23 protein-coding genes and 1 riboswitch are annotated in these 26989 nt (G+C 53.4%); of the genes, 8 read left to right on the forward strand and 15 right to left on the reverse strand.

Annotated features, from left to right (window positions below; all coding sequences use genetic code 11):
* The 11 genes from mraY to leuO form a co-directional block, all read right to left on the reverse strand.
* Positions 1–1083: a phospho-N-acetylmuramoyl-pentapeptide-transferase gene (gene mraY / locus HVZ52_RS19030; RefSeq protein ID WP_016151694.1), complete on the reverse strand. Its 1083-nt coding sequence runs from the start codon at positions 1081–1083 to the stop codon at positions 1–3.
* Positions 1077–2435 (reverse strand): UDP-N-acetylmuramoyl-tripeptide--D-alanyl-D-alanine ligase, encoded by a 1359-nt coding sequence (murF, locus tag HVZ52_RS19035; protein ID WP_019078371.1) that lies wholly within the window; start codon positions 2433–2435, stop codon positions 1077–1079. Before murF ends, mraY begins: the two co-directional genes overlap by 7 nt.
* Positions 2432–3919: a UDP-N-acetylmuramoyl-L-alanyl-D-glutamate--2,6-diaminopimelate ligase gene (gene murE, locus HVZ52_RS19040; RefSeq protein ID WP_181598591.1), complete on the reverse strand. Its 1488-nt coding sequence runs from the start codon at positions 3917–3919 to the stop codon at positions 2432–2434. Before murE ends, murF begins: the two co-directional genes overlap by 4 nt.
* Positions 3906–5672: a peptidoglycan glycosyltransferase FtsI gene (gene ftsI / locus HVZ52_RS19045; RefSeq protein WP_016151691.1), complete on the reverse strand. Its 1767-nt coding sequence runs from the start codon at positions 5670–5672 to the stop codon at positions 3906–3908. The genes murE and ftsI overlap by 14 nt, the downstream gene beginning before the upstream one ends.
* A gap of 15 nt (positions 5673–5687) precedes the next feature.
* Positions 5688–6053: a cell division protein FtsL gene (gene ftsL / locus HVZ52_RS19050; protein ID WP_006686695.1), complete on the reverse strand. Its 366-nt coding sequence runs from the start codon at positions 6051–6053 to the stop codon at positions 5688–5690.
* A complete protein-coding gene (gene rsmH, locus HVZ52_RS19055) occupies positions 6050–6991 on the reverse strand; it encodes a 16S rRNA (cytosine(1402)-N(4))-methyltransferase RsmH (RefSeq protein WP_016151690.1) in 942 nt (313 codons plus the stop codon). The genes ftsL and rsmH overlap by 4 nt, the downstream gene beginning before the upstream one ends.
* 1 nt (position 6992) lies before the next feature.
* On the reverse strand, positions 6993–7451 hold the full coding sequence (gene mraZ, locus HVZ52_RS19060) for a division/cell wall cluster transcriptional repressor MraZ (RefSeq protein ID WP_005124560.1): 459 nt from the start codon (positions 7449–7451) through the stop codon (positions 6993–6995).
* A gap of 613 nt (positions 7452–8064) precedes the next feature.
* On the reverse strand, positions 8065–9069 hold the full coding sequence (cra, locus tag HVZ52_RS19065; RefSeq protein ID WP_016151689.1) for a catabolite repressor/activator: 1005 nt from the start codon (positions 9067–9069) through the stop codon (positions 8065–8067).
* A 175-nt stretch (positions 9070–9244) separates the two neighbouring features.
* The gene (gene ilvN, locus HVZ52_RS19070; protein WP_003829566.1) at positions 9245–9736 is read right to left on the reverse strand and encodes an acetolactate synthase small subunit; all 492 of its coding nucleotides are present in this window, start codon (positions 9734–9736) and stop codon (positions 9245–9247) included.
* A 2-nt stretch (positions 9737–9738) separates the two neighbouring features.
* Complete coding sequence (ilvI, locus tag HVZ52_RS19075) at positions 9739–11463, reverse strand: acetolactate synthase 3 large subunit (protein WP_181546307.1); 1725 nt, start codon at positions 11461–11463, stop codon at positions 9739–9741.
* Positions 11464–11781: 318 nt separating this feature from the next.
* Positions 11782–12729, reverse strand: a complete 948-nt coding sequence (leuO, locus tag HVZ52_RS19080) for a transcriptional regulator LeuO (RefSeq protein ID WP_016151687.1) — start codon at positions 12727–12729, stop codon at positions 11782–11784.
* A gap of 831 nt (positions 12730–13560) precedes the next feature.
* Here leuO and leuA point away from each other — a divergent pair.
* The 4 genes from leuA to leuD are packed head-to-tail and all read left to right on the forward strand — an operon-like array spanning position 13561 to position 18242.
* Entirely contained in the window at positions 13561–15132 is a 1572-nt protein-coding gene (gene leuA / locus HVZ52_RS19090; protein ID WP_016151686.1) for a 2-isopropylmalate synthase, read from the forward strand.
* Positions 15132–16223, forward strand: a complete 1092-nt coding sequence (leuB, locus tag HVZ52_RS19095; protein ID WP_016155686.1) for a 3-isopropylmalate dehydrogenase — start codon at positions 15132–15134, stop codon at positions 16221–16223. The genes leuA and leuB overlap by 1 nt, the downstream gene beginning before the upstream one ends.
* A 2-nt stretch (positions 16224–16225) precedes the next feature.
* Positions 16226–17626 (forward strand): 3-isopropylmalate dehydratase large subunit, encoded by a 1401-nt coding sequence (gene leuC, locus HVZ52_RS19100; RefSeq protein ID WP_016155685.1) that lies wholly within the window; start codon positions 16226–16228, stop codon positions 17624–17626.
* 10 nt (positions 17627–17636) lie between these two features.
* Positions 17637–18242 (forward strand): 3-isopropylmalate dehydratase small subunit, encoded by a 606-nt coding sequence (gene leuD, locus HVZ52_RS19105; protein WP_181598592.1) that lies wholly within the window; start codon positions 17637–17639, stop codon positions 18240–18242.
* 45 nt (positions 18243–18287) lie between these two features.
* On the opposite strand, the gene HVZ52_RS19110 is transcribed toward leuD, so the two are convergent.
* Positions 18288–19466: a sugar efflux transporter gene (locus HVZ52_RS19110; protein WP_065554749.1), complete on the reverse strand. Its 1179-nt coding sequence runs from the start codon at positions 19464–19466 to the stop codon at positions 18288–18290.
* Positions 19467–19581: 115 nt separating this feature from the next.
* Positions 19582–19704: a glucose uptake inhibitor SgrT gene (gene sgrT / locus HVZ52_RS19115; protein WP_016151681.1), complete on the reverse strand. Its 123-nt coding sequence runs from the start codon at positions 19702–19704 to the stop codon at positions 19582–19584.
* A gap of 99 nt (positions 19705–19803) precedes the next feature.
* On the opposite strand from sgrT, the gene sgrR reads away from it, so the two are divergent.
* From sgrR to thiQ, 4 genes are all read left to right on the forward strand, one after another.
* Positions 19804–21459 (forward strand): HTH-type transcriptional regulator SgrR, encoded by a 1656-nt coding sequence (sgrR, locus tag HVZ52_RS19120; protein WP_016155682.1) that lies wholly within the window; start codon positions 19804–19806, stop codon positions 21457–21459.
* A gap of 239 nt (positions 21460–21698) precedes the next feature.
* A riboswitch (TPP riboswitch) is annotated at positions 21699–21801 on the forward strand.
* 33 nt (positions 21802–21834) lie between these two features.
* Positions 21835–22818: a thiamine ABC transporter substrate binding subunit gene (gene thiB, locus HVZ52_RS19125; RefSeq protein WP_181598593.1), complete on the forward strand. Its 984-nt coding sequence runs from the start codon at positions 21835–21837 to the stop codon at positions 22816–22818.
* Positions 22794–24404: a thiamine/thiamine pyrophosphate ABC transporter permease ThiP gene (gene thiP / locus HVZ52_RS19130; RefSeq protein ID WP_080859377.1), complete on the forward strand. Its 1611-nt coding sequence runs from the start codon at positions 22794–22796 to the stop codon at positions 24402–24404. Before thiB ends, thiP begins: the two co-directional genes overlap by 25 nt.
* On the forward strand, positions 24388–25089 hold the full coding sequence (thiQ, locus tag HVZ52_RS19135; protein WP_016151677.1) for a thiamine ABC transporter ATP-binding protein ThiQ: 702 nt from the start codon (positions 24388–24390) through the stop codon (positions 25087–25089). The genes thiP and thiQ overlap by 17 nt, the downstream gene beginning before the upstream one ends.
* Positions 25090–25107: 18 nt before the next feature.
* Here the strand turns inward: thiQ and HVZ52_RS19140 are convergent, their stop codons facing one another.
* Together HVZ52_RS19140 and araC are read right to left on the reverse strand one after the other, a co-directional pair.
* Positions 25108–25875 (reverse strand): DedA family protein, encoded by a 768-nt coding sequence (locus HVZ52_RS19140; protein WP_047417216.1) that lies wholly within the window; start codon positions 25873–25875, stop codon positions 25108–25110.
* A 119-nt stretch (positions 25876–25994) separates the two neighbouring features.
* Entirely contained in the window at positions 25995–26840 is an 846-nt protein-coding gene (araC, locus tag HVZ52_RS19145) for an arabinose operon transcriptional regulator AraC (protein ID WP_003018834.1), read from the reverse strand.
* Between the last annotated feature and the right edge of the window lie 149 nt (positions 26841–26989).

The raw sequence follows: 26989 nt of genomic DNA on the forward strand, positions 1-26989 counted from the left end.
TTAACGTACCTTCAGCGTTGCCAGGCCAATCAGCACCAGCATCAGCGAAATAATCCAGAAGCGCACAATTACGCGCGGTTCCGGCCAGCCTTTCAGTTCATAGTGATGGTGGATCGGCGCCATACGGAAGATGCGCTGTCCGCGCAGCTTAAAGGAGCCAACCTGCAAAATGACCGACAGTGTTTCTACGACGAATACACCGCCCATGATCACCAGCAGGAACTCCTGACGCAGGAGCACGGCAATAATGCCCAGCGCGCCGCCCAGCGCCAGCGATCCGACGTCGCCCATAAAGACCTGCGCCGGATAAGTGTTAAACCACAAGAAGCCTAACCCCGCACCGACAATTGCCGTACAAACGATCACCAATTCGCCGGCATGACGTAAATAGGGAATATGCAGATAGTTGGCGAAGTTCATGTTACCGGTCGCCCACGCCACCAACGCAAAACCTGCGGCCACAAACACGGTCGGCATAATCGCCAGACCATCCAGACCATCGGTGAGGTTGACCGCGTTGCCAGTACCCACAATCACAAAGTACGCCAGCAGCACGTAGAACAGCCCCAACTGCGGCATCACGTCTTTAAAGAACGGCACCACCAGCTCAGTGGCCGGGGTATCTTTACCAGCCAGATACAGGGCAAAGGCCACGCCCAGCGCAATCACCGACATCCAGAAGTATTTCCAGCGCGCGATCAGGCCCTTGGTGTCTTTGCGTACCACTTTGCGGTAGTCATCGACAAAACCGATAATGCCGTAACCGACCAATACCACCAGCACGCACCATACGTACGGGTTCGACGGGTATGCCCACAGCAGTACGGAGATAACAATCGCGGTGAGGATCATAATCCCGCCCATAGTCGGCGTACCGCGTTTACTGAAGTGTGATTCCGGACCGTCGTTACGCACGACCTGTCCAAAGGACATTTTTTGCAAGCGGGCGATCATGCGCGGGCCCATCCACAAAGAGATGAACAGCGCGGTCAGCAGGCTGACGATGGCGCGAAACGTCAGATAGGAAAAGACGTTAAAGCCGGAATAATATTTGACCAAATGTTCGGCCAGCCAAACTAACATGTCCCATTCTCCTGTAATGCGCGTACTACCTCTTCCATGGCGGCACTACGTGAACCCTTCACTAAAATCGTCATAATCTGATGTTCTGCAATCAGCGCCTTAAGATGCGCGGTCAACGCGGTTTTATCCGCAAAATGCTCACCCACACCGCTGGCATGGCTAATTGCCTGACTCAGTTTCCCTGTACTCAGCACACGGTCGATACCTGCAGCCTTCGCAGCGTCACCCACCTGCACGTGGCATGCTTCGCTTTCCGCGCCAAGCTCTGCCATATCGCCAACGACCAACACGCGGTAGCCCGGCATTTCGGACAGCACGTTTACCGCTGCGGTCATTGACCCGACATTTGCGTTATAGGAGTCATCCAGCAGTAGCTGATTTTCTGCCAGTTGAATCGGGAACAGACGCCCCGGTACCGCTTGCAGCTCCTTCAGACCCGCTTTAATCGCTTCGTGCGTCGCGCCTACCGCCATAGAGAGCGCAGCCGCCGCCAGGGCGTTAGCAATGTTGTGACGACCCGGCAGCGGCAGCAGAACATCAATGCTTCCGGTTGGCGTTTGCAGAGAAAACTCTGTGCCGTGTGAAGTCACATGAACATTGGCCGCCGAAAAGTCGCTGTTGGCCGCATTCGGGGAGAAGCGCCAGACTTTGCGATCGCCGATAATGCTCTGCCAGTTCAGCCAGTCGTTATTGTCGGCATTCATAATGGCGATTCCGTTCGCTGGCAGGCCGGTAAAAATCTCACCTTTTGCCTTCGCAACACCCGCCAGTGAACCAAAGCCTTCCAGATGCGCGGCTGCCAGGTTGTTCACCAGCGCCGCTTCCGGACGCGTCAGGCCAACGGTCCAGGCGATTTCGCCCTGATGATTAGCGCCAAGCTCAATCACGGCATAGTCGTAATCGTTGTTTAAGCGCAACAGCGTCATCGGTACGCCGATGTCGTTATTCAGGTTGCCCGCGGTATATAAGGTGTTGCCACACTGACTCAGAATGGATGCGGTCATCTCTTTGACAGACGTTTTACCGGAAGAGCCGGTCAGCGCGACAACGCGCGCCGGAACCTGGGCGCGTACCCATGCCGCCAGTTCACCAAACGCCAGACGTGTATCTTTAACAATCAGTTGCGGCAGGTTGGTGTCCAACGGACGGCTGACCAGCAGCGCACCCGCCCCGCTCTCTTGCGCCTTGTCTGCGAAATCGTGGGCATCAAAGCGTTCGCCTTTCAGCGCGACAAACAGGCAGCCCGGCGTAACTTTACGCGTATCGGTTGTCACTGCATCAAGAGTCAGATCGGCTCCTTTCAGTTCGCCACGGAGGATCTCCGCCAGTTGGCTGAGCGTTACGCTAATCATGCGATGACTCCCAGCAGACGCGCTGCCGTGACGCGGTCAGAATAGTCGAGGCGCTGCGAGCCAACGATCTGGTAGTCTTCGTGACCTTTCCCGGCCACCAGCACCACGTCGTTTTCTTTCGCCTGCATAATGGCGTTTGTTACAGCCTCTGCGCGACCTTCCATCACTTTCGCCTGTCCGGCATCCAGCATACCCGCCAGAATGTCGTTAATAATGGCGCGCGGCTCTTCGGTACGTGGGTTGTCATCGGTCACCACGACAACATCAGCAAACTGCTCGGCAATCGCGCCCATCAACGGACGTTTGCCTTTGTCGCGATCGCCGCCGCAACCAAAGACGCACCACAGTTTGCCAGTACAGTGCAGACGTGTCGCCTGCAGCGCTTTTTCCAGCGCATCTGGCGTATGGGCATAATCAACCACAACGGTGGTTTTACCCGGCGCGCTGAACACTTCCATGCGCCCACAAACTGGCTGTAATTGTGTCGCCGTTTTCAGTAAATCAGCTAACGGATATCCCAACGCCAGCAGCGTTGCCAGCGCCAACAGCAGATTGCTGACGTTAAACGCGCCCATCAGGCGACTTTCAATTTCGCCGTCACCCCATGAGGAGGTAAAACGAATCGTTGCCCCGCTGTCATGATAATTCACGTCAATCGCCTTTAACCAACGACCGTGACAGTTCGGGTTGATGTGGTCTTCCATCGATACGGCAACCGCATCCGGAAGTTTGGCCAACCAGCGACGACCGACTTCATCATCCGCATTAACGATGGCCTGGCCGCAATGGTGCGTGGAATACAGCAGCCATTTCGCGGCTTCGTAATGTTCCATGTCGCCGTGGTAATCAAGATGGTCACGGCTTAAGTTAGTAAATACTGATGCGGCAAACTTCAGCGCCGCCACGCGATGCTGAACCAGACCGTGTGAAGACACTTCCATTGCGCCAACCGTTGCGCCTTGTGCAACCAGCCCTGCCAGCACATGCTGGACATCAACGGCTGAGCCGGTGGTATTTTCCGTCGGGATCACTTTGCCCAGCAGGCCATTGCCGACTGTTCCCATCACCGCGCTGGTTTCGCCAAGCAGTTGGCTCCACTGTGCCAGCAATTGGGTGGTGGTGGTTTTACCGTTGGTCCCGGTCACGCCGACCAGTTGCATTTTTTCAGAAGGCTCGTGGTAAAAGCGGCCCGCCAGTGCAGATAAACGTTCGTTAAGCTGACTGAGATAGATAACTGGAACGCCGTGCATTTCACGGATTTCACCGTCAGTAGCTTCATCTTTTGCTTCTGCAATAATGGCAGCCACACCTTGCGCTATCGCCTGCGGGATATATCGACGCCCGTCCGCCTGATGACCCAATACTGCGACAAAGAGATCGCCCGATGCAGCCATACGGCTGTCGAGCGTCATCTCCCGCAGTGCTCGCTCCGGTGCACCCGGCACCCATGGAGCAAGAAGGTCGCGCAAATTACGATCTGCCACCTGTTGCCTCGCCTTGATTATTCACAAATTCATTTTTATCGCCCGTTGTCAGCGCATCCGGCTCGATGTTCATGGTGCGCAGTACGCCGCCCATGATGGCACCAAAGACCGGCGCGGAAACGGCGCCACCGTAGTATTTACCCGCCTGCGGATCGTTGATAACAACAACCAGCGCGAAGCGCGGCTGACTCGCAGGCGCAACACCTGCGGTATAAGCAATGTATTTGTTGATGTAGCGGCCATCCGGCCCTACTTTCTTCGCCGTACCGGTTTTAATGGCGATACGATAGCCTTTAATCGCCGCCTTCACGCCGCCGCCGCCGGGCAGCGCCACGCTTTCCATCATGTGCACCACGGTACGCACGGTTGATTCCGGGAAGATACGCTCGCCCGGAACAGGAGGGTCAACTTTGGTGATCGACAGTGGCCGATAAACGCCATAGCTGCCGATCGTTGCATAGACTCGCGCTAACTGTAACGGCGTTACCATTAGCCCGTAGCCGAAAGAGAAGGTGGCCCTCTCTATGTCAGACCACCGTTGTTTTTGAGGATATAAGCCACTGCGTTCTCCGACCAACCCCAAATTGGTCGCTTTTCCCAGCCCAAAACGTGAGTAAGTGTCTACTAACGCTGAGGACGGCATCGCTAACGCCAGCTTGGAAACACCGACGTTACTCGACTTCTGCAAAACCCCGGTGAGGGTCAATTCGCTATAACGCGCCACGTCTTTGATTTCATGGCCATTAATTCGGTAAGGGATAGTGTTAAGTACGGTATTTTCGCGAACCACGCCACGCTGCAGCGCCGTCATCACCACCATCGGTTTGACGGTGGAACCCGGTTCAAACACGTCGGTAATCGTACGGTTACGCATCGCATCCTTCGGCGTACCGGTGAGATTGTTCGGGTTGTAGGACGGGCTGTTGGCCATCGCCAGCACTTCACCGGTGTTCACATCCACCAGTACCGCACTGCCTGACTCCGCCTTGTTAAACGCCACGGCGTTATTCAGTTCACGGTAGACCAGCGCCTGTAAACGCTCATCGATACTTAGCGCAAGGTTATGCGCCGCCTGGCTGTCGGTAGAGGAAATATCCTCAATGACGCGGCCATAACGGTCTTTACGTACAATACGTTCGCCCGGTTGCCCGGTGAGCCATTTGTCGAAGCTTTTCTCAACGCCTTCAATCCCCTGGCTGTCGACGTTAGTAAAGCCGATAAGGTGAGCGGTCACTTCTCCGGAAGGATAGTAACGGCGGGATTCTTCGCGCAGGTGAATGCCTGGCAGCTTCAGTTTTTTGATGTAGTCAGCCATGTCAGGGTTTACCTGACGCGCCAGATAGATAAAGCGCCCTTTCGGGTTGGCGTTAATGCGGGAAGCCAGTTGATCGAGCGGGAGATTCAGCGCGGTCGACAGCGCTCTCCAGCGTTCACCAACGCTTACGCCGCCTGCGTCATGCACCTCTTTGGGGTCGGCCCAAATCGCCTTAACCGGAACGCTCACCGCCAGCGGACGACCTGAACGGTCGGTAATCATCCCGCGCGATGTGGACACTTCCTGTACGCGCAGAGAGCGCATGTCGCCCTGACGCACCAGCATGTCTGGCGCGATGATTTGCAGCCAGGCAACGCGCCCCAGCAGAAAACCCAGTGCCAGCAAAATACAGCCGCACAGTAACGCAAAACGCCAACTGATAAAGTTGGCTTGTTCTTCCTGGCGTTTTGGCTTGTGCGTTTTTGCCGCTGCTTTCATGCGTCGCGTTTATCCTTATTTTTGTACTACGATATTTTCTTGTGAGGGATCAACATGCTGCATTTGCAGCTTTTCCGTTGCGATCCGTTCAACACGGCTATGGTCGCCGAGCGCGTTCTCCTCAAGGATCAAGTTGCGCCATTCGATATCCAGCGCATCTCGCTCCAGAACCAGCTGCTCACGCTGCGCGGTCAGTAACCGCGTATGGTGTGCTGTTGTCACGACGGTAACCGCCGTCAAAATAATGCAAATGAACAGGCAGAGTGGCAGCTTCCCATACCGCAAAAGATCGTCACCGATCACGCCAGGCAAAGCATGGCGCTCGTTGCTTCCTATCGATCCTTTAACTTTGCTGAGGGCTTCTGTCACTCTGCTGATCATGCGTTCGTCCTCTCTGCAATACGCAGAACTGAACTACGGGCACGAGGATTTTCAGCTACCTCTTCTTCACCCGGCATCATCTTGCCTAGTGCTCTTAACTCACGGCCGCCCAGCTTTTTGATCTGCGCTTCGGTCATCGGTATTCCAGCCGGAACCTGAGGACCACGGCTTTGTTCGCGCATAAAGCGTTTCACAATGCGATCTTCAAGCGAATGGAAACTGATTACCGAAAGGCGACCACCTGGTGCCAGCACGCTGAGCGAGCTTTTTAGCGCCTGCTCTATCTCCTCCAGTTCACTGTTCACCCAAATGCGCACCGCCTGGAAGGTACGGGTCGCGGGATGTTTGAATTTGTCTTTCACCGGCATTGCCGCCGCAATCACTTCCGCCAGCTCTTTAGTGCGGGTCATCGGTTCGATGCGGTTGCGCTCTACGATGGCGCGAGCAATACGTTTGCCGAAGCGCTCTTCGCCAAAGGTTTTAATCACCCAGGCAATGTCTGCTTCATCGGCGGTTTGCAGCCATTCGGCCGCTGACTGACCGCGTGTTGGGTCCATACGCATATCTAACGGACCGTCACGCATAAATGAGAATCCGCGCTCAGCATCATCAAGCTGTGGAGAAGAAACCCCAAGATCGAGAAGAATCCCGTCGATCTTACCGGTAAGTCCGCGCTCGGCGACATAATCAGCCAGCGCAGAAAAAGGACCATGGACGATGGAAAAACGGGGATCGGTAATCGTCTTTGCAACGGCAATCGCCTGCGGATCGCGATCGATGGCCAGTAAACGCCCCTCTTCGCCAAGTTGCGAGAGGATCAGACGTGAGTGACCACCGCGACCAAATGTCCCGTCAATGTAGATGCCGTCTGGACGAATATTCAGGCCGTTTACGGCTTCATCCAGCAACACCGTTGTATGTTTATAATTTTCCATCATTTTATAGAGACAAATCCTGCAATCGTTCCGACAGCGCGCCGGTAACAGACTGCTCAGCGTCGATATCTTCCTTGACCTGTTGATACCAGGTCGTTTCATCCCACAGCTCAAACTTATTGAACTGCCCAACCAGCATCACTTCTTTCGTTAGCCCTGCGTGTTGCCGCAGAATGGGCGCTATCAATAATCGGCCAGCGCTATCCATCTGACATTCGCTAGCATGACCCAACAACAGGCGCTGTACGCGACGCTCAACTGGATTCATGCTCGACAGACGCGATAACTTCTGCTCGATAATTTCCCATTCAGGCAGGGGGTACAGCAGCAGGCACGGGTGATGGATGTCAATGGTGCAAACCATTTGACCGGTAGCGCTCTCGAGCAGTTGATCCCGATAACGGGTAGGCACAGATAAGCGCCCTTTACTGTCGAGATTAACTAACGTTGCTCCCCGGAACATGCCAGCCTCACCCCCGATTACCACTTTATCCCACAAATTCCCACTTAAAGGAGTTTACGGAGCGGAGGAAAACCTTGTCAAGCAAGTCACGGCGCTTAGCGGAGCAAAAAACCCATTGTTTACGGCTAATATCAGCGTTGAACAAATTCCGTACAGCAAACGAAGCAAATTAACGTCATGAATATTTGTAAGAAAAAAATCCAACAACTCATGATTGTTTAAAACAACTGAATATCATCAAAAGAAAAATATAAAGTGTCAGTTTGCGACGCGAGCGGCATTTTAGGACAATATGCAGCGAGATAACAGTACCAGTTAATCAGTCTGTACGCCGCACAGGAGCGAGATAAGGGCGAGATTGTCGCAACACACCAGTAAAGTGTTTGTTAATTCGGCAAATCCCTACATGCTTGTAACAAAATAATACAACCGTAACGCATCGTTACGTCTCAATTACCCAAAAATGGATAGTTGCATTTTTAATTCGGCATAATAGAAGAATCAATTTCAGATAATTCTAAAGAATATTCTTAATTATAATGCGGTTATTTCCGAGAACGGGATAATTGATGATGTCAGAGGCTTATCCGCCGACATCATCAATTGAGGCAACTTAGTTACGGCTTAGAATACCGCGACGGTACAAATTACGCCGTATACGCGTTAAACCTGGTTTGGGTTTACGCGGCTCATCCAGGCTTGCCAACACAATCTCCAGCACGCGTTCCGCGACATCTCGATGGCGCTGCGCCACCGCCAGTACCGGGCACTGCAGGAAGTCGAGCAGCTCGTGGTCGCCAAAAGTCGCAATCGCTAAATCAGACGGTAACTGCCCGTCGCGGCGCAGGGTCACATCCATCACCCCCTGCAACAGGGCAAACGACGTGGTAAACAGCGCCTGAGGCATTGGATGCGTTTCCAGCCATTTATCAAATAACTGCGCGGCCGCCTCCCGCTCATAGCTGTTGGCATAGAGAAAATGCACTTCACGCGGATCGTCCTTCCACGCGGTACGGAAACCCTGTTCGCGCAGGAAACTGACGGACAATTCAGGAAGCGCCCCCAGATAGAGCACGGTTTCAGCAGGGAATTTACGTAACTCCTCCGCCAGCATCTGCGCATCATCCTGGTCTGCGCCCACCACGCTGGTGAAATGTTCACGATCCAGCGCGCGATCCAGCGCCACAATCGGGAATGAACTGTTCGCCCAGCGCTGATAAAACGGATGTTCAGGCGGCAAGGAAGTCGAAACGATAATGGCATCAACCTGACGTTGTAAAAGATGCTCAATACAGCGCATTTCGTTATCCGGCTGATCTTCAGAGCAGGCAATCAGTAGTTGATACCCGCGCTGACGCGCCTGGCGCTCCAGATAGTTTGCGATCCGGGTATAGCTCGTGTTCTCGAGATCCGGGATCACCAGCCCGATAGAACGTGTGCGTCCAGCACGCAGCCCGGCCGCCACGGCATTCGGGTGGTAATTATGCTCACGCACCACCGCCATGACTTTTTCAACCGTTTTGTCGCTTACGCGGTATTGCTTTGCTTTGCCGTTAATAACGTAGCTTGCAGTCGTTCGCGAAACGCCGGCCAACCGAGCGATTTCATCCAGTTTCACAATTGCCCCTTGCGTAAAATGTACAAACCATAACCTTTGAGATGGCATGGGTTAAACTTCTTAACATCTAAGCGCAGAATAATGACTGCGGCAACCGCTTTTGTCGCTGGTTACTGCTGATTTCGCAAAAAAAAGCAACCAGTAGCCAATGCATCTCGCGTAGGTCAGGTAAGCGTTAGCGCATAATTTTATCGCCGCGGGAAAGCCCCACCACGCCGGAGCGGGCAACTTCCACGATTTTGGCGACTTCCCGTAGCGTTGCCAGAAACGCATCCAGCTTATCGCTGGTGCCCGCCAGCTGTACGGTGTAGATCGACGGCGTAACATCGATGATTTGCCCACGGAATATCTCCGTGTTGCGTTTCACCTCTTCCCGGCCATAGCCGCTGGCCTGGATTTTCACCAGCATGATTTCTCGTTCAACGTGGGCGCCCTGCCCCAGTTCGCTGACGCGCAAAACATCCACCAGTTTGTGTAGCTGCTTTTCGATCTGCTCCAGGACTTTCTCATCCCCAACCGTTTGAATCGTCATTCGCGATAAGGTCGGGTCGTCAGTCGGCGCGACGGTCAGGCTTTCAATGTTGTATCCGCGCTGGGCGAAGAGGCCAATCACACGTGACAATGCACCCGACTCGTTTTCCAGCAATACTGATAATATCCGGCGCATAATCAGGTCCTCTCCGTTTTACTTAACCACATTTCGTCCATCCCGCCCCCACGAATCTGCATCGGGTAGACATGCTCACTGCCGTCGACGGTGACATCAACAAACACCAGGCGATGATTACGCACATGTTCCAGCGCTTCGCCCAGCTTGCTCTCCAGTTCGCCTGGATGATTAATCTGGATACCGATATGCCCATAAGCTTCAGCAAGGCGCACAAAATCGGGTAGCGACTGCATGTAAGACTGGGAGTGACGCCCGGAGTAAATCATGTCCTGCCACTGTTTGACCATGCCGAGATAGCGGTTGTTAAGGTTGAGCACCAGTACCGGTAGCTCATATTGCAGCGCCGTCGACAGTTCCTGGATGTTCATCTGAATGCTGCCATCCCCGGTAACGCACACCACCGTTTCATCCGGCAGCGCCATTTTCACCCCTAACGCCGCGGGTAAACCGAATCCCATGGTGCCGAGGCCGCCTGAGTTAATCCAGCGGCGTGGTTTATCGAACGGATAGTAAAGTGCGGCAAACATTTGATGCTGGCCAACGTCAGAGGTCACGTATGCCTCCCCTTTCGTCAGACGCCAGATGGTTTCAATCACCGCCTGCGGTTTAATACTTTCACTTTGCGTGTCGTATTTCAGGCACTGACGAGCGCGCCAGTGTTCGATCTGTTGCCACCAGTCACGGTTATCATCCAGCGGCTGCTGCGATTTCTCCTGCGGCAGCAGTTCAAGCATCTGATCCAGCACCAGGCGAGCATCGCCCACAATCGGAATATCCGCAGTGACGGTTTTTGAAATAGAGGTCGGATCGATGTCGATATGCAGCACGGTCGCATTCGGGCAATATTTTGCCAGGTTATTGGTCGTTCGATCGTCAAAACGAACGCCGACGGCAAAGATCACATCAGAATGATGCATGGTCATATTCGCTTCGTAAGTACCATGCATGCCCAACATTCCCAGCGCCTGGCGATGCGTGGCCGGAAACGCGCCTAACCCCATCAGCGAGGAGACAACCGGCAGATTAAGTGCTTCGGCAATTTGCCCCAGTTGTTCGTGACAGGCGGCATTCACCGCGCCACCACCAACATAGACAACCGGTTTCTTCGCCGCGACCAGCGTCTGCAAAGCACGTTTTATCTGTCCTTTGTGCCCGGTCGTTGTCGGGTTATACGAACGCATACTCACCGACTCCGGCCAGCTATAAGGCAGTTTTTTCGCCGGATTCAGAATATCTTTCGGCAAATCCACCACCACCGGCCCCGGACGACCGCTTGCCGCCAACCAGAAGGCTTTTTTCAGCACCTGCGGGATATCTTCCGTTTGTTTAACCAGAAAACTGTGTTTTACCACCGGGCGGGATATACCCACCATGTCGCACTCCTGAAAGGCATCGTAGCCAATCAGGGAGGTGGCGACCTGGCCGGAGAGGATCACCAGCGGAATGGAATCCATATATGCCGTTGCAATCCCGGTGATCGCATTGGTTGCCCCTGGTCCGGAAGTGACCAAAACGACGCCCACTTCTCCCGTGGCACGCGCCAGGCCATCAGCCATATGTACCGCGGCTTGCTCATGACGGACTAACACATGATCAATACCGCCGACCGTATGCAATGCATCATAAATATCGAGGACGGCCCCCCCGGGATAACCGAATACCTGCTTCACACCCTGATCGATAAGCGATCGGACGACCATCTCGGCTCCAGACAACATCTCCATGGCTTGCCTCACTCTTATAATGAATTACGGTTTAACAACACATTAACCGCTGACGATGACGCATGGCAATTGACTCCGAAGGGGTGGCACTGGAGTAAATAAGAATAAAACGGAGGTAAGAATTGAATAAATGGAGAATTAAACCAGCATAAGCAATTGATATGATAAATAATCGCTTAAAAAGGGGGACTTACAGCAATTAGTCTATTTTTTTACACTTTCGGACATACGTAAAAAGTCGAGTTCAGCACAAAATTTTAGATATAAATATAAAAGCAGAATAAACCAGATGTATTCCCCGATTTATTCTGCCAGCGGCTACTTCTTACAGACGGAGACCAACAGTTCTTCCATCCATTGATGTCCTTTATCGCGCCCCGCAGCCTCATGCCAGGAAAGATAACATGTGCGGCTATTCAATTTTAAAGGTAAAGGCAATATCTGCAGTTCTAAAGAATCGGCGAACTCTTCCGCCAACCAACGCGGCGCAATAGAGACCAGGTGCGTTTGCGACACAATATTAAGCACGCTGATTAATGCCATTCCCTGATAAGCCACGCAGGATTGTTTATCCGGTGTGTCATACCACGGCTGGCTGAATGAGGCGAAGCGATCGAGCGAAACCACGGCATGCTGTTCATGATAGAGATTGCTTTCCAGCAATGGGCCACTAATGCGCGGATGTTTTTTGCTTGCCACTAACACCATTTCGTCATTGAATAACGGAACACTGGTAAATTCCGGACGACGGAATTCTTCATAGCTAATAACAAACTCAGTTTCCTGATAACGTAATTGGTGCTCGGTATTTAGATTTAGTGAAGATTTAAAAACGACATTAATGTTCGGCGCGACTTGTTCAACTCGATTATAAATCAACGAAGTTAGAATATTATCCAATGGACTGCATACGCAAAGATTGAATACACGCTCGCTGCTGGTAGGTTCAAAGCCAGAACCAGGCAGTTCATTCTGCACTAATTGCAATGCCTGACGAACGGAGCCAAACAGCTGGAAGGCTCTTGCTGTCGGCTGGATTCCACGGCCATAACGAACAAAAAGCTCATCGTTAAACATGACTTTCAGGCGTGCGACCGCATTACTGACAGCGGGTTGCGACATCCCCAGCGTATGTGCAGCACGCGTAATATTTTGTTCCTGCATCACCGCATCAAAAACAGTTAATAAATTAAGATCAACCATGCGAAGCTGTGGCTTCCCCATCTCTATGAGATTAGATTTATCTATTATTTTTACTTCTGGCATATTTAACTCCACTGTCACTCTAAACTCCCTTTTCCCAGACGGAGTGCAGAAATAATCTCCGTTAATATGATTTACCATGCATATAAAATAAGAAAAAGGAAAAACATTAAAATTAGGAAAACATAAAGGCACAAATCTAAATGTACAAAAGAACACCACAAGCGTAGTGCGGCAGATGTCACTGCGCGATGATACATATGTTTAAATTTCGAAAACAATATAACCATAAGCATGGCGAATACACAATCATACGCACAGTGAATACGTATTTAAGTTTTAATTAAACATTTCTATTATTAACACATTAAAAGTTAACATTAATTTATCAATTATTGGGTAACACATTGGTTTCACCCATTCATAATGACTATAAAAGCTGATAAATCATAAAGATATGAAATCCCAAACGAGGCGTTATCTTCAGTTCTCCGTTGCCATAAATGCAAATAAATATGCTTAAATATGTCAAACCGTGAAAAACATGTTCAACGATCAGATGATTAATTTTATATACCCTGGGAAATTCAGCACAATTCGCTTAAGTTTATCAGAAACTTTCCCCCTTAACGGGAGCATTTGCAGGGAATGGGGTTGACATCAGTCTTCATATCCAGTACCACTAAAAGCATATCGCATTCGCCTGGAGCTTGATTGATGACTTACATTGCTCGTTTTATCGGTCTACTACTACTAAACGCATTCTCATTGCGCGGTAGACTGGTGGACGACATTCAGCATTAAGTCAGCTCCAGTTAAGACAAAAAACCCGCGCCGTTGCGCGGGTTTTTTTATGCTCGAAGCAAGGCGCCCTAAAGACCAAGGACCTAAACCATGAGCCAGCAAGTCATTATTTTCGATACCACCTTACGTGACGGTGAACAGGCGTTACAGGCGAGCCTGAGTGTGAAAGAAAAACTGCAGATTGCGCTGGCCCTCGAGCGTATGGGCGTTGACGTGATGGAGGTCGGTTTTCCGGTCTCTTCACCGGGTGACTTTGAGTCCGTACAAACCATCGCTCGTCAGGTGAAGAACAGCCGCGTTTGCGCCTTAGCCCGCTGCGTAGAAAAAGATATCGACGTTGCCGCAGAATCTCTGAAGGTCGCTGAGGCTTTCCGCATTCATACGTTCATCGCCACCTCGCCGATGCATATCGCGACGAAATTGCGCAGCACGTTGGATGAAGTGATCGAGCGAGCAGTCTACATGGTGAAGCGTGCGCGTAATTATACGGATGACGTGGAGTTCTCATGCGAGGATGCTGGCCGTACCCCTATTGCCGATCTGGCCCGCGTGGTCGAAGCCGCGATTAATGCGGGAGCCAAAACTATCAATATCCCCGATACCGTGGGCTACACCATGCCTTTCGAATTCGGAGCAATCATTTCTGGTCTGTATGAACGCGTACCGAATATCGATAAAGCCATCATCTCCGTGCACACCCATGATGATTTAGGTCTGGGCGTTGGCAACGCGTTGGCGGCCGTCCACGCCGGTGCTCGCCAGGTGGAAGGCGCGATGAACGGTATCGGCGAACGCGCCGGTAACTGCTCACTGGAAGAAGTGATCATGGCGATCAAAGTGCGCAAAGATATCCTGAACGTACAGACCCGCATTAATCACCAGGAAATCTGGCGTACCAGTCAGTTAGTCAGCCAAATCTGCAACATGCCTATTCCGGCCAACAAAGCCATTGTCGGTAGCGGCGCCTTTGCCCACTCCTCTGGCATCCATCAGGACGGCGTACTGAAAAATCGTGAAAACTACGAAATCATGACGCCTGAATCCATCGGTCTGAACCAGGTGCAGTTGAACCTGACTTCCCGTTCCGGACGCGCCGCAGTGAAACACCGTATGGACGAGATGGGATATAAAGAGAATGAATACAACCTGGACAACCTGTACGACGCATTCCTGAAGCTGGCGGATAAAAAAGGTCAGGTATTTGATTACGACCTGGAAGCGCTGGCCTTTATTAATAAACAGCAGGAAGAGCCGGAGCATTTCCGTCTGGATTACTTCAGCGTGCAGTCCGGCTCAAATGACATCGCCACCGCCTCCGTCAAGCTGGCCTGCGGTGAAGAAGTCAAAGCCGAAGCGGCGAACGGTAACGGTCCGGTCGATGCCATTTATCAGGCCATCAACCGTGTGACCGAGTACAACATCGAACTGGTGAAATACAGCCTGACCGCCAAAGGGCACGGTAAAGATGCGCTGGGCCAGGTGGATATCGTTGCTAACTATAACGGTCGCCGCTTCCACGGCGTCGGTCTGGCAACAGATATCGTCGAATCGTCCGCGAAAGCGATGGTTCATGTGCTGAACAACATTTGGCGCGCCGAAGAAGTCGAAAAAGAATTGCAACGCAAAGCTCAGAACAACGAGAACAACAAGGAAACCGTGTGATGTCGAAGAATTATCATATTGCTGTTTTGCCGGGCGACGGTATTGGCCCGGAAGTGATGGCGCAAGCCCTGAAGGTACTGGACGCAATCCGCAACCGTTTTAACATGCGCATTACCACCAGCCACTACGACGTGGGGGGGGCCGCTATCGATAACCATGGTCAGCCGCTGCCGCCAGCGACGGTTGAAGGCTGTGAGCAAGCTGACGCCATTCTGTTTGGCTCCGTTGGCGGCCCGAAATGGGAAAATCTGCCACCCAATCAGCAGCCTGAACGCGGCGCGCTGCTGCCGTTGCGTAAACACTTCAAATTATTCAGCAACCTGCGCCCGGCTAAGCTGTACCAGGGTCTGGAAGCATTTTGCCCTCTGCGCGCAGATATTGCCGCAAACGGTTTCGACATCCTGTGCGTGCGCGAACTGACTGGCGGTATCTACTTCGGTCAGCCAAAGGGCCGCGAAGGCAGCGGACAACATGAAAAAGCCTTTGATACCGAGGTTTATCACCGTTTCGAGATCGAGCGTATCGCACGTATCGCGTTTGAATCTGCTCGCCAGCGTCGCCGCAAAGTCACGTCGATTGATAAAGCCAACGTACTGCAAACGTCTATTCTGTGGCGCCAAATCGTCAATGAAATTGCTAATGAATATCCGGACGTTGAACTGGCGCATATGTACATCGACAACGCGACGATGCAGTTGATCAAAGATCCATCCCAGTTCGACGTGCTGCTGTGCTCCAACCTGTTTGGCGACATTCTGTCTGACGAATGCGCCATGATCACCGGATCAATGGGGATGTTACCGTCCGCCAGCCTGAATGAGCAGGGCTTTGGTCTGTACGAGCCCGCTGGCGGCTCCGCTCCGGATATCGCCGGGAAAAACATTGCTAACCCTATCGCCCAAATCCTTTCGCTGGCGCTGCTGCTGCGCTACAGCCTGGACGCCAATGATGCGGCAACCGCAATTGAGAGCGCCATCAACCGCGCATTAGAAGAAGGCATTCGCACCGGTGACTTAGCCCGTGGCGCTGCCGCAGTCGGTACCGATGAAATGGGTGACATTATTGCCCGTTACGTCGCAGAAGGGGTGTAATCATGGCCAAAACGTTATACGAAAAATTGTTCGATGCGCACGTCGTCTACGAAGCGCAAAACGAAACCCCGCTGTTGTATATCGACAGACATCTGGTGCATGAAGTGACCTCTCCGCAGGCGTTTGATGGCCTGCGTGCGCATGGCCGTCAGGTGCGCCAGCCGGGTAAAACCTTTGCCACCATGGACCATAACGTCTCCACGCAGACCAAAGACATTAACGCTTCCGGCGAAATGGCCCGCATTCAGATGCAGGAATTAATCAAAAACTGCAATGAATTTGGCGTCGAACTGTACGACCTGAACCACCCGTATCAGGGGATCGTTCACGTGATGGGGCCTGAGCAAGGCGTAACGTTGCCGGGTATGACCATCGTTTGCGGCGACTCCCACACCGCCACACACGGCGCGTTTGGCGCGCTGGCCTTTGGTATTGGCACCTCTGAAGTTGAACACGTTCTGGCGACGCAGACCCTGAAACAGGGGCGTGCCAAAACCATGAAGATTGAAGTTAACGGCACGGCAGCACCTGGCATTACCGCCAAAGATATCGTGCTGGCGATTATCGGTAAAACCGGTAGTGCAGGCGGTACCGGGCACGTCGTTGAATTTTGTGGCGAAGCCATCCGTGCGCTGAGCATGGAAGGCCGTATGACCCTGTGCAACATGGCCATTGAAATGGGCGCCAAAGCGGGTCTGGTCGCACCGGATGAAACCACCTTTAACTATGTGCAGGGGCGTTTACACGCACCGAAGGGTGAGGATTTTACCAACGCGGTTGCGTACTGGAAAACGCTGAAAACCGACGACAACGCGACGTTTGATACCGTCGTTACCCTGCAGGCAGAAGAGATCGCACCGCAGGTCACTTGGGGTACGAACCCGGGTCAGGTCATCTCGGTGAACGATAATATTCCCGACCCGGCGTCATTTTCCGATCCCGTTGAGCGCGCATCGGCTGAAAAAGCGCTGGCATATATGGGGCTGAAACCGGGTATTCCGTTAACAGAAGTGGCTATTGATAAAGTGTTTATCGGTTCCTGTACCAACTCGCGTATTGAAGATTTACGCGCTGCGGCCCAAATCGCCAAAGGACGCAAAGTTGCGCCAGGCGTACAGGCGCTGGTTGTGCCGGGTTCTGGTCCGGTGAAAGCGCAGGCTGAAGCGGAAGGTCTGGACAAGATCTTCATCGAAGCCGGGTTTGAATGGCGTTTACCGGGCTGTTCCATGTGTCTGGCCATGAACAATGACCGCCTGAACCCAGGCGAGCGCTGTGCATCCACCAGCAACCGTAACTTTGAAGGCCGCCAGGGCCGCGGTGGTCGCACGCATTTAGTCAGCCCGGCCATGGCCGCCGCTGCCGCCGTTACCGGTCATTTTGCCGACATTCGCAGCATCAAATAAGGAAACTACCATGGCAGAGAAATTTACCCAACATACCGGCCTGGTTGTCCCACTGGATGCCTCCAACGTGGATACCGACGCGATTATTCCCAAACAGTTTTTGCAGAAGGTTACGCGCACCGGTTTTGGCGCTCATCTGTTTAACGACTGGCGTTTTCTGGATGAAAAAGGGCAACAGCCTAACCCAGAGTTCGTACTGAACTTCCCGGAATATAAAGGCGCGTCAATTCTGCTGGCGCGGGAAAACTTTGGCTGCGGCTCTTCCCGTGAACATGCGCCATGGGCGCTGACCGATTACGGCTTTAAAGTAGTGATCGCGCCAAGCTTCGCTGACATCTTCTACGGCAACAGCTTCAATAACCAACTGCTGCCGGTGACCTTGAGCGACGCGCAGGTAGATGAAATGTTCGCCCTGGTGAAAGCCAATCCGGGCATTAAATTTGAAGTGGATCTGGAAGCGCAGGTGGTGAAAGCGGGCGATAAGTCCTACAGCTTTAAAATCGACGACTTCCGCCGCCACTGCATGCTGAACGGTCTGGACAGCATCGGGCTGACGCTGCAGCATGAAGCAGCCATCACCGAGTACGAAGACAAGCAGCCAGCGTTTATGCGCTAGTCCTTGTGGTGCCGGATAAGCGCAGCGCATCCGGCACTCCAAAAATCAAACGTCCTTTACCCGCCCGGTCATCACCAGCGTGATCACAGAAATCGCCGCAATCACCCAATAGACGGCAAAGTGACCGTAGCTTTGCGCAACAGCCCCCTGAATCACTCCCGCGAGAATGACCCCCGTTGAAATACTGTTGGTAAATAATGTGGTCGCTGACCCCGCACGCCCTGGCATAAGATCCTGAAACCACAGCATTCCTATCCCGGCGATGATACCGATAAATACTGCATTAAATAGTTGCAGCACCAGCAGCGCCGTGCGGCTGTGAAAGAAGATCAAACCAAGATAAAACAGTACGCCCGCCGCGACGGCCGCGATCATCATTCGCCGTTTACCAAAGCGCTTCACATAGTAGCCCGCCAGGATCATCGCCGGAATTTCCAGCCCAGCCGCCGTCCCCATCAGGATACCGGCCAGCTTGTCCGGTAACCCCAGCTCAAGGCTTATCCACAGCGGCATATCGATGATGTACATGGTATTGCAGGTCCACATCAGCGTGGAGGCAATAAACAACATGCGCACATTTTTGTCCTGCCAACCGCCGGTCTGTTCCAGCGGTACGTCAACAGGTTGCTCCACCCGCGTGACTGACGGCAGTATCAGCGCAATCAGCACCAGGCTAATGGCGAAAATCCCTGCGGCAATGGAAAACATCGCCGTAAAGCCGTAATTCAGCGCCAGCATGAAGGCCAGCGGCGGTCCAATTACCCAGGCCAGCGAAAGCTGCGCACGCATCACCGAGCTAAACATCACCACTTCACGCGCGGAGTTATCAGCGTATTCCCGCGCCAGCGCAAACAGCTGCGGCATGGCGGTATTCGCCAGCGAGGCCAACAGCACACCGCAGGTGATAAGCGTGAGATAGTGGCGATTAAACGCAAACAGCAGCGCGTTTCCGATTGCCATCAAACAGCAGAACATGATCAGCTTGCGCCTGTCGCCCTGGCTGTCGGATCGTTTCGCGAGGCCAAGGCTGACAACGATCCCGACAATCGCATTGACGGTATAAAACAGCCCGACCCAAAACGGCTGCGCCCCGACTTCACGGCTCAGGAACAAGCTCAGCGTGGGTGCCTGCAATGCACCTGCTACGCCCATCATAAAAGCGACCAGCATAAATGCCGCGTAAACGCCGTTGAGGCGCCGTCCCATGGTCATAATCCAGAGCATTACAGTTCCTTTTAGCGCAGCAGAAACAAAAAAAGCCAGCAGTGATTATCTGCTGGCGCGGCGATTAACACCAATACTCAGTCACACATGATGTCTGCAATTCCCAATTCAGGAGTCAGGCTGTCACCTCCCACTGCATCAGTTCTTCGAGCATCTTTAAGCGCTGCGGTGCGCTCAGGCAAGCCAACCAGGACGATTTTTCCGTCGCGGTAAAGTATTTCAACCAGAACTGACGCATAGATGACCCCTTCGTTGTCTCATCGCTTCATCGGAATCTATTATTGGCTTAATATAGGGATAATAAAATTGCTGAGTTTTTCGCAGGAGTTCCCCTTTTATGTCTTCTGGTCGTCTGCAACAACAGTTCATCCGTCTGTGGCAATGCTGTGACGGCAAAACGCAAGACACGACGCTGAACGAGCTGGCGGAGCTGCTGAGTTGTTCGCGCCGCCATATGCGTACCCTGCTCAATACCATGCAAGAACGCGGCTGGTTAACGTGGGAAGCCGAAGTTGGGCGAGGTAAACGCTCGCGCCTGACTTTCCTCTATACCGGGCTGGCACTCCAGCAGCAGCGGGCAGAAGACCTGCTGGAACAGGATCGCATCGATCAACTGGTGCAGTTGGTCGGTGACAAAACGGCCGTACGACAGATGCTGGTTTCTCACCTGGGGCGCAGTTTTCGCCAGGGGCGGCACATCATGCGCGTTCTCTATTATCGTCCCATGCACAACCTGCTTCCCGGTACGGCGCTACGCCGTTCAGAAACTCATATCGCCCGGCAAATCTTCAGCGCCTTAATTCGGGTAAATGAGGAAAATGGGGAACTGGAAGCGGACATCGCCCATCACTGGCAGCAAATTTCACCTTTACACTGGCGATTCTTCCTGCGTCCGGGGATTCATTTTCATCATGGCCGCGAACTGGAAATGGAAGATGTCATCACCTCGCTGATGCGCATTAACGCCCTGCCGCTGTACTCGCACATCACGCAGATCGTTTCTCCCACGGCCTGGACGCTGGATATCCATCTCGCCCAACCCGACCGCTGGCTTCCCTGGCTATTGGGGCAAGTCCCCGCCATGATCCTGCCGCGAGAATGGGAGACGCTCAGCAACTTCTCCAGCCACCCAATTGGCACTGGTCCCTATGCGGTGATGCGCAATACCAATAACCAACTGAAAATTCATGCATTTGATGATTATTTTGGCTACCGGGCGCTGATCGACGAAGTTAACGTTTGGGTTTTACCCGATATCGGTGAAGAGCCTGGCGGTGGGTTGACGCTAAAAGGCCCCACGGAGGATGAAAAGGCGATCGAAAGCCGCCTCGAGGAAGGATGCTACTACCTGCTGTTTGATGCGCGCACCCACCGTGGCGCTAATCAGGAGGTTCGCGATTGGGTTAGCCGCGTTCTTTCGCCAACCCATCTCATCTGCCACGCCGACGAACAGTTCCAGCGACTGTGGTTTCCCGCCTACGGTTTGCTCCCCCGCTGGCACCATGCCAAACCCGGCCATGGTGAAAAACCCGCCGGACTGGAAACGCTGACGATCACCTACTATCGCGATCACATCGAACATCGGATTATCGCGCAGATCATGAAGACGTTGCTGGCAGAGCATCAGGTACAGTTAAATATTCAGGAGATCGACTACGATCAATGGCATGCGGGTGAAATCGTCAGCGATATCTGGCTCAACAGCGCCAATTTTACCCTACCGCTGGATTTCTCGCTGTTCGCCCATTTGTGCGAAGTCCCGTTACTGCAAAACTGTATCTCGCGGGACTGGGAAAACGATGCGGCCCGCTGGCGAACGGGCGAAATGAGCCTGGCGGCATGGTGCCAACAGCTGCTCGCCACAAAGGCCATTGTGCCGCTGATCCACCACTGGCTGATCATTCAGGGACAGCGCAGTATGCGCGGGTTACGCATGAATACCCTCGGCTGGTTTGATTTTAAATCGGCGTGGTTTGCACCACCGGATCCTTAGATCCGGCTCTTGATTGCCGCATAGCAACAAAATCATTACACTAACGCCGTTCTCAACGGGGTGCTAAATAAAAACATACACAGAATCATTCACGCTGCATCAAGGCGGCAAGCGAGTGAGTCCCCAGGAGCATAGATAACTATGTGACTGGGGTGAGCGACAAATCTGCCGGGAGCAGATTTGAACGCTGCTTGCAGCGGCCCCGAAGGGGCGAGGCCCGGAGATGGGCCGAGTAACGCAGCCAACACAGAGGCAGCGTGAATGATGAAGTGTATGGGCTGAGAGATACCCGTCGAACCTGATCCGGATAATGCCGGCGAAGGGATTTGAGGCTGCAACTCAAGTCCTTTGCCACCCAACTTTATGAGGTGCAAAGTGTTTAAAAAATGTCTTCCGCTTTTACTGCTGTGCGCAGCGCCTGCTTTCGCCAAACCTGTACTGACCGTTTATACCTACGACTCGTTCGCAGCTGACTGGGGCCCGGGCCCGACAATAAAAAAAACCTTTGAAGCTGACTGCAACTGTGAACTGAAACTGGTCGCGCTGGAAGATGGTGTCTCGCTGCTTAACCGCCTGCGCATGGAAGGAAAAAACAGTAAAGCTGACGTCGTACTGGGCCTCGATAACAACCTTCTGGAAGCCGCCACCCAAACTAAACTGTTTGCCAAAAGCGGTGTAGCAAGTGAAGCCGTAAACGTGCCCGGCGGCTGGAAAAACGATACCTTCGTTCCGTTTGATTACGGCTATTTCGCCTTCGTTTATGATAAGAACAAGCTGAAGAATCCGCCCAAAAGCCTGAAAGAACTGGTAGAAAGCGATCAAAAATGGCGCGTCATTTATCAGGACCCGCGTACCAGCACGCCGGGGCTGGGCCTGCTGCTATGGATGCAAAAAGTCTATGGCGATAAGGCGCCGGAGGCCTGGCGCGCGCTTTCGGCAAAAACCGTCACGGTCACCAAGGGCTGGAGTGAAGCCTACGGCCTGTTCCTGAAAGGCGAAAGCGACCTGGTACTCAGCTACACCACCTCTCCGGCCTATCACATCATCGCCGAGAAAAAAGACAACTACGCCGCAGCCAACTTTAGCGAAGGCCACTATTTGCAAGTGGAAGTCGCCGCCCGTACTGCGGCCAGCAAACAGCCGGAACTGGCCGAGAAATTCCTCAAGTTTATGGTGTCTCCAGCCTTCCAGAATGCGATTCCGACCGGCAACTGGATGTATCCGGTAACCCCGGTCGCCCTGCCTTCTGGATTCGAGCAACTGAATAAGCCAGCCACCGCGCTGGAATTTACGCCGCAGCAGGTTGCGGCTCAACGCCAGGCATGGATTAGCGAATGGCAACGCGCCGTCAGCCGTTAATTTCCGGCTGGCTGGTTCCAGGGCTTACCGCCGCCACGCTGATGGTGGCCGTTGCCCTGGCCGCGTTTCTGGCGCTGTGGTTTAACGCCCCACGGGGGGAGTGGCTCTCACTGTGGCAAGACGACTACCTGTGGCACGTGGTGCGCTTTTCTTTCTGGCAGGCTTTTTTATCCGCAGTGTTGTCGGTCATCCCGGCGATTTTCCTTGCCAGAGCGCTCTATCGCCGCCGTTTTCCAGGACGACTGGCGCTGCTGCGCCTGTGCGCGATGACGTTAATCCTGCCAGTGCTGGTCGCGGTCTTCGGTATTCTTAGCGTGTACGGTCGTCAGGGCTGGCTGGCCTCGATCTGGCATACATTCGGGCTGGAATGGACGTTTTCGCCGTACGGTCTGCAGGGCATTCTGCTGGCGCACGTCTTTTTCAATCTGCCGATGGCCAGTCGTCTGCTGTTGCAGTCGCTGGAGAATATTCCCGGCGAACAGCGACAGTTAGCCGCTCAGTTGGGTCTGCGCGGCTGGCATTTCTTCCGCTTTGTTGAATGGCCGTGGCTGCGTCGGCAAATTCTTCCCGTCGCGGCGCTCATCTTTATGCTCTGTTTCGCCAGCTTCGCCACTGTTTTGTCACTGGGCGGTGGACCGCAGGCCACAACCATCGAGCTGGCGATTTATCAGGCGCTGAACTTTGATTACGATCCCGCCCGCGCCGCCATGCTGGCGTTGATCCAGATGGTTTGTTGTTTAGCGCTGGTGCTCTTCAGCCAACGTCTGAGCCGCGCCATCGCCCCCGGTACCACGTTGGTTCAGGGCTGGCGCGATCCCGACGATCATCTGCACAGCCGCCTGGCAGACGCACTGCTGATTATTCTGGCCCTGCTGCTACTGCTGCCGCCGCTGCTGGCGGTAATTGTCGATGGTATTAACCGCCATATGCTGGATGTTCTTAAGCAACCTGTACTGTGGCACGCACTGGGAACCTCGCTGCGCATTGCGCTGGCGGCAGGTGCGTTGTGCGTAGTTCTCACCATGATGCTGTTATGGAGCAGTCGTGAACTGCGTGCCCGACAGCAGGTGCTGGCTGGTCAGATGCTGGAACTTAGCGGCATGATGATCCTCGCCATGCCGGGCATCGTGCTGGCAACCGGCTTCTTTCTGCTGCTCAATAACACCATTGGACTCCCCGAATCAGCCGACGGGATTGTCATTTTTACCAATGCGCTGATGGCGATCCCTTACGCGCTGAAGGTGCTGGAAAACCCAATGCGGGACGTCACCACCCGCTACAGTATGTTGTGCCAGTCGTTGGGAATTGAGGGATGGTCGCGCCTGAAAGTGGTTGAACTGCGTGCCCTGAAGCGCCCGCTGGCGCAGGCGATGGCTTTTGCCTGCGTGCTGTCGATTGGCGATTTTGGCGTGGTCGCGCTATTTGGTAATGAGGATTTCCGCACCCTGCCGTTTTATTTATATCAGCAGATTGGCTCTTATCGCAGTCAGGATGGCGCAGTTACGGCGTTATTGCTGCTGATCCTGTGCTTTACGCTGTTTACCGTTATTGAGAAATTGCCGGGTCGAAATGTTAAAACTGATTGATATCACATGGCTTTATCACCATTTGCCGATGCGCTTTACGTTGTCGATCGCACGCGGTGAGCAGGTCGCGATCCTCGGGCCCAGCGGCGCCGGGAAAAGTACGCTGCTGAATCTGATCGCCGGCTTTCTCACGCCTGCCAGCGGTACCATGTTGATTGAAGGTGAAGATCACACCGCCACGCCTCCCTCACGTCGCCCCGTTTCGATGCTGTTTCAGGAAAATAACCTGTTCAGCCACCTGAGCGTGCAACAAAACATCGGCCTGGGCCTTAACCCGGGATTGAAGCTGAACGCATCGCAGCGGGAGAAAATGCATCACATCGCCCAGCAAATGGGGATCGACTCACTTCTGGAGCGCCTCCCCGGTGAGCTTTCCGGCGGTCAGCGACAGCGCGTAGCGCTGGCGCGTTGCCTGGTGCGGGAACAACCCATTTTGCTGCTTGATGAACCGTTCTCTGCGCTCGATCCCGCCCTGCGCCAGGAGATGTTAACGCTGGTTGCCGAGGTCTGTCGCGATAAACAGCTTACGTTGCTGATGGTGTCCCACAGCGTAGAAGATGCGGCGCGAATTGCGTCCCGTTCGATTGTGGTCGCCGACGGGCGCATCGCCTGGCAGGGCAAAACGGATGAGTTATTAAGCGGTCAGGCCAGCGCCTCGACGCTCTTGGGCATCAAAGCCGAGTGATTGATTTTGAAAGAATCGTCAAAAACCCACGACTTTACGCAGAATATCAATATACACCGGCATCAGCGGATGGCGCAGTAACGCCACCAGCGCAACCACGCCGATCCCAAGCGTCAACGGCGCCAGATACAGTAAACGGCTGCGGGGGAAATACGCGGCTAAGCGATCGACTGCCGCTTTGCCGCTACGCCACAGTCGCCAGCAAAACCAGCCCCCTACCCATAGCAACAGCGCCGTCGCCAGCAGCAACCATTTAAAATCCCCGCTCTGCATCTCAGAAGGAATATCAATTGCCGCCCCCGCCAGGATCCCCGGCAGGAAGTAGAACGGCGGCCACAGTACGCAACCAATAATATTCGGGACGATAAATTTAGCGACAGGCAGATCCAGCATGCCCGCCACCATTGGCACCAGCGGACGCGTCGGTCCCACAAAACGCCCCACCAGAATGGTAAACATGCTGTGCTGATGCAGCGCGTGCTCGGTTTTATCCAGCAACGCCTTGTTCTTTTTCATGAACGACCAACGGTGCAGCGGCTTTTTAAAGCGCCAGCCCAACCAGAAAGAGATCCAGTCTCCCAACAGGCAACCAATGATGCCCGCAAGCCAGGCATGCCAGAAGTTCAGTTCGCCACTGCCAATCAGCGCCCCCAGCCCCGCCATCATCACGGTACCGGGCAGAATCAGACCAACCAGCGCCAGTGACTCCAGAAAGGCCACCAGCAGTACGGCGATCAGGGAGTACAGGGCGGACTGAAGAATAAAGTGTTCCAGCAATGCTTGCATAATGTGTCCGTCAGATTTACGAAGCAGGGATTTTGATAACCCGTCTCAACTTCGTCAAGCCATCAATTGTCTGAATAGATTGCGAGTTATGACAACTTTCAGGACACATCATTCACTTTTTATTCACATCCGGCGCGAAACTCGCTCGGACTGGCGCCAGTACATTTTTTGAAAACGCGAGAAAAATAGAGCTGATCGTCAAAGCCAACATTGCGCCCCACCGTCGCAATGGGCATACGAGTGGTACTCAGCAATAGCTTGGCCTGGCTGATACGCTGATCCTCGCGCCAGCTTAATACGCTGATACCCAACTGTTGACGGAACAGATGCGACAAACGGGAAGGCGACAGGCAGACGTGCTGTGCGACGCTGGCAATATCAAAATTACTGTCCGCCAGGTGATCGCTGATGTACTGGCAGGCGTCGCGCACGCGGTTGTCCATGGGGGGATGCAGCGATTCATTAATGGCTTCCATACGTCGGAGCAATAACTGTTCCAGTAAATTAATCGCCAGCAGTTCGGAATAGCGACCTTCTCCCTGCCCGGCGTTGATTATCTGCCCAAACAGTTCGTTAAAATGCGGCTGATGTGCTTCATCCGGGCGAAAGAATCCAGTCTGGGCAAAAATGGCCGGCCAGGTCAGCCACTCCTGCCAGTAGGCGCGTGGGCGAAAGTAAACCCACTGGTGATACCACTCGCTGGCATCAGGATGGCGTCCGTAGTGGTGAATTTCTCCGGGCGGAAACAGCAAAATATCGCCAGGCCGACAGACAAATTGTTTGCCCTGATTATTGATAACCCCTTCGCCACGGATAGTGAGATTGAGGATATAGCCCTTCATACCCAGCGGCCTGTCGATAAAAAAATCCAGGTATCCGTTCGCCTCGATGGGGGTTAATCCGGCCACCAAATGCGCGTTAAACGAATAGCCTGGCAGCAGGGGATCGTTTTGCGTTTCAGCCATAATTTCAATACTCCCTATGTTCTGCTAAGAAACAATTTGTCCATATTACGCCAGACATCATTGCCGTCGCCCCTGCGGGCCGCTGTGTTTGCGGTAATGGACCATCAACCCCGCTTGTGAAAAGCACTTTGTAAAAAATATGTACTGCG

The organism is Citrobacter sp. RHB36-C18 (assembly GCF_013814485.1).
In the GTDB taxonomy this organism is placed as follows: Bacteria; Pseudomonadota; Gammaproteobacteria; order Enterobacterales; family Enterobacteriaceae; genus Citrobacter; species Citrobacter braakii.

What these genes read in the sequence shown, in the direction of transcription:
- mraY (WP_016151694.1), bottom strand. Translation starts at nt 1,083, where the DNA reads ATGTTAGTTTGGCTGGCCGAACATTTGGTCAAATATTATTCCGGCTTT.
- murF (WP_019078371.1), bottom strand. Translation starts at nt 2,435, where the DNA reads ATGATTAGCGTAACGCTCAGCCAACTGGCGGAGATCCTCCGTGGCGAA.
- ftsI (WP_016151691.1), bottom strand. Translation starts at nt 5,672, where the DNA reads ATGAAAGCAGCGGCAAAAACGCACAAGCCAAAACGCCAGGAAGAACAA.
- ftsL (WP_006686695.1), bottom strand. Translation starts at nt 6,053, where the DNA reads ATGATCAGCAGAGTGACAGAAGCCCTCAGCAAAGTTAAAGGATCGATA.
- rsmH (WP_016151690.1), bottom strand. Translation starts at nt 6,991, where the DNA reads ATGATGGAAAATTATAAACATACAACGGTGTTGCTGGATGAAGCCGTA.
- mraZ (WP_005124560.1), bottom strand. Translation starts at nt 7,451, where the DNA reads ATGTTCCGGGGAGCAACGTTAGTTAATCTCGACAGTAAAGGGCGCTTA.
- ilvN (WP_003829566.1), bottom strand. Translation starts at nt 9,736, where the DNA reads ATGCGCCGGATATTATCAGTATTGCTGGAAAACGAGTCGGGTGCATTG.
- ilvI (WP_181546307.1), bottom strand. Translation starts at nt 11,463, where the DNA reads ATGGAGATGTTGTCTGGAGCCGAGATGGTCGTCCGATCGCTTATCGAT.
- leuO (WP_016151687.1), bottom strand. Translation starts at nt 12,729, where the DNA reads ATGCCAGAAGTAAAAATAATAGATAAATCTAATCTCATAGAGATGGGG.
- leuA (WP_016151686.1), top strand. Translation starts at nt 13,561, where the DNA reads ATGAGCCAGCAAGTCATTATTTTCGATACCACCTTACGTGACGGTGAA.
- leuB (WP_016155686.1), top strand. Translation starts at nt 15,132, where the DNA reads ATGTCGAAGAATTATCATATTGCTGTTTTGCCGGGCGACGGTATTGGC.
- leuC (WP_016155685.1), top strand. Translation starts at nt 16,226, where the DNA reads ATGGCCAAAACGTTATACGAAAAATTGTTCGATGCGCACGTCGTCTAC.
- leuD (WP_181598592.1), top strand. Translation starts at nt 17,637, where the DNA reads ATGGCAGAGAAATTTACCCAACATACCGGCCTGGTTGTCCCACTGGAT.
- HVZ52_RS19110 (WP_065554749.1), bottom strand. Translation starts at nt 19,466, where the DNA reads ATGCTCTGGATTATGACCATGGGACGGCGCCTCAACGGCGTTTACGCG.
- sgrT (WP_016151681.1), bottom strand. Translation starts at nt 19,704, where the DNA reads ATGCGTCAGTTCTGGTTGAAATACTTTACCGCGACGGAAAAATCGTCC.
- sgrR (WP_016155682.1), top strand. Translation starts at nt 19,804, where the DNA reads ATGTCTTCTGGTCGTCTGCAACAACAGTTCATCCGTCTGTGGCAATGC.
- thiP (WP_080859377.1), top strand. Translation starts at nt 22,794, where the DNA reads ATGGCAACGCGCCGTCAGCCGTTAATTTCCGGCTGGCTGGTTCCAGGG.
- thiQ (WP_016151677.1), top strand. Translation starts at nt 24,388, where the DNA reads ATGTTAAAACTGATTGATATCACATGGCTTTATCACCATTTGCCGATG.
- HVZ52_RS19140 (WP_047417216.1), bottom strand. Translation starts at nt 25,875, where the DNA reads ATGCAAGCATTGCTGGAACACTTTATTCTTCAGTCCGCCCTGTACTCC.
- araC (WP_003018834.1), bottom strand. Translation starts at nt 26,840, where the DNA reads ATGGCTGAAACGCAAAACGATCCCCTGCTGCCAGGCTATTCGTTTAAC.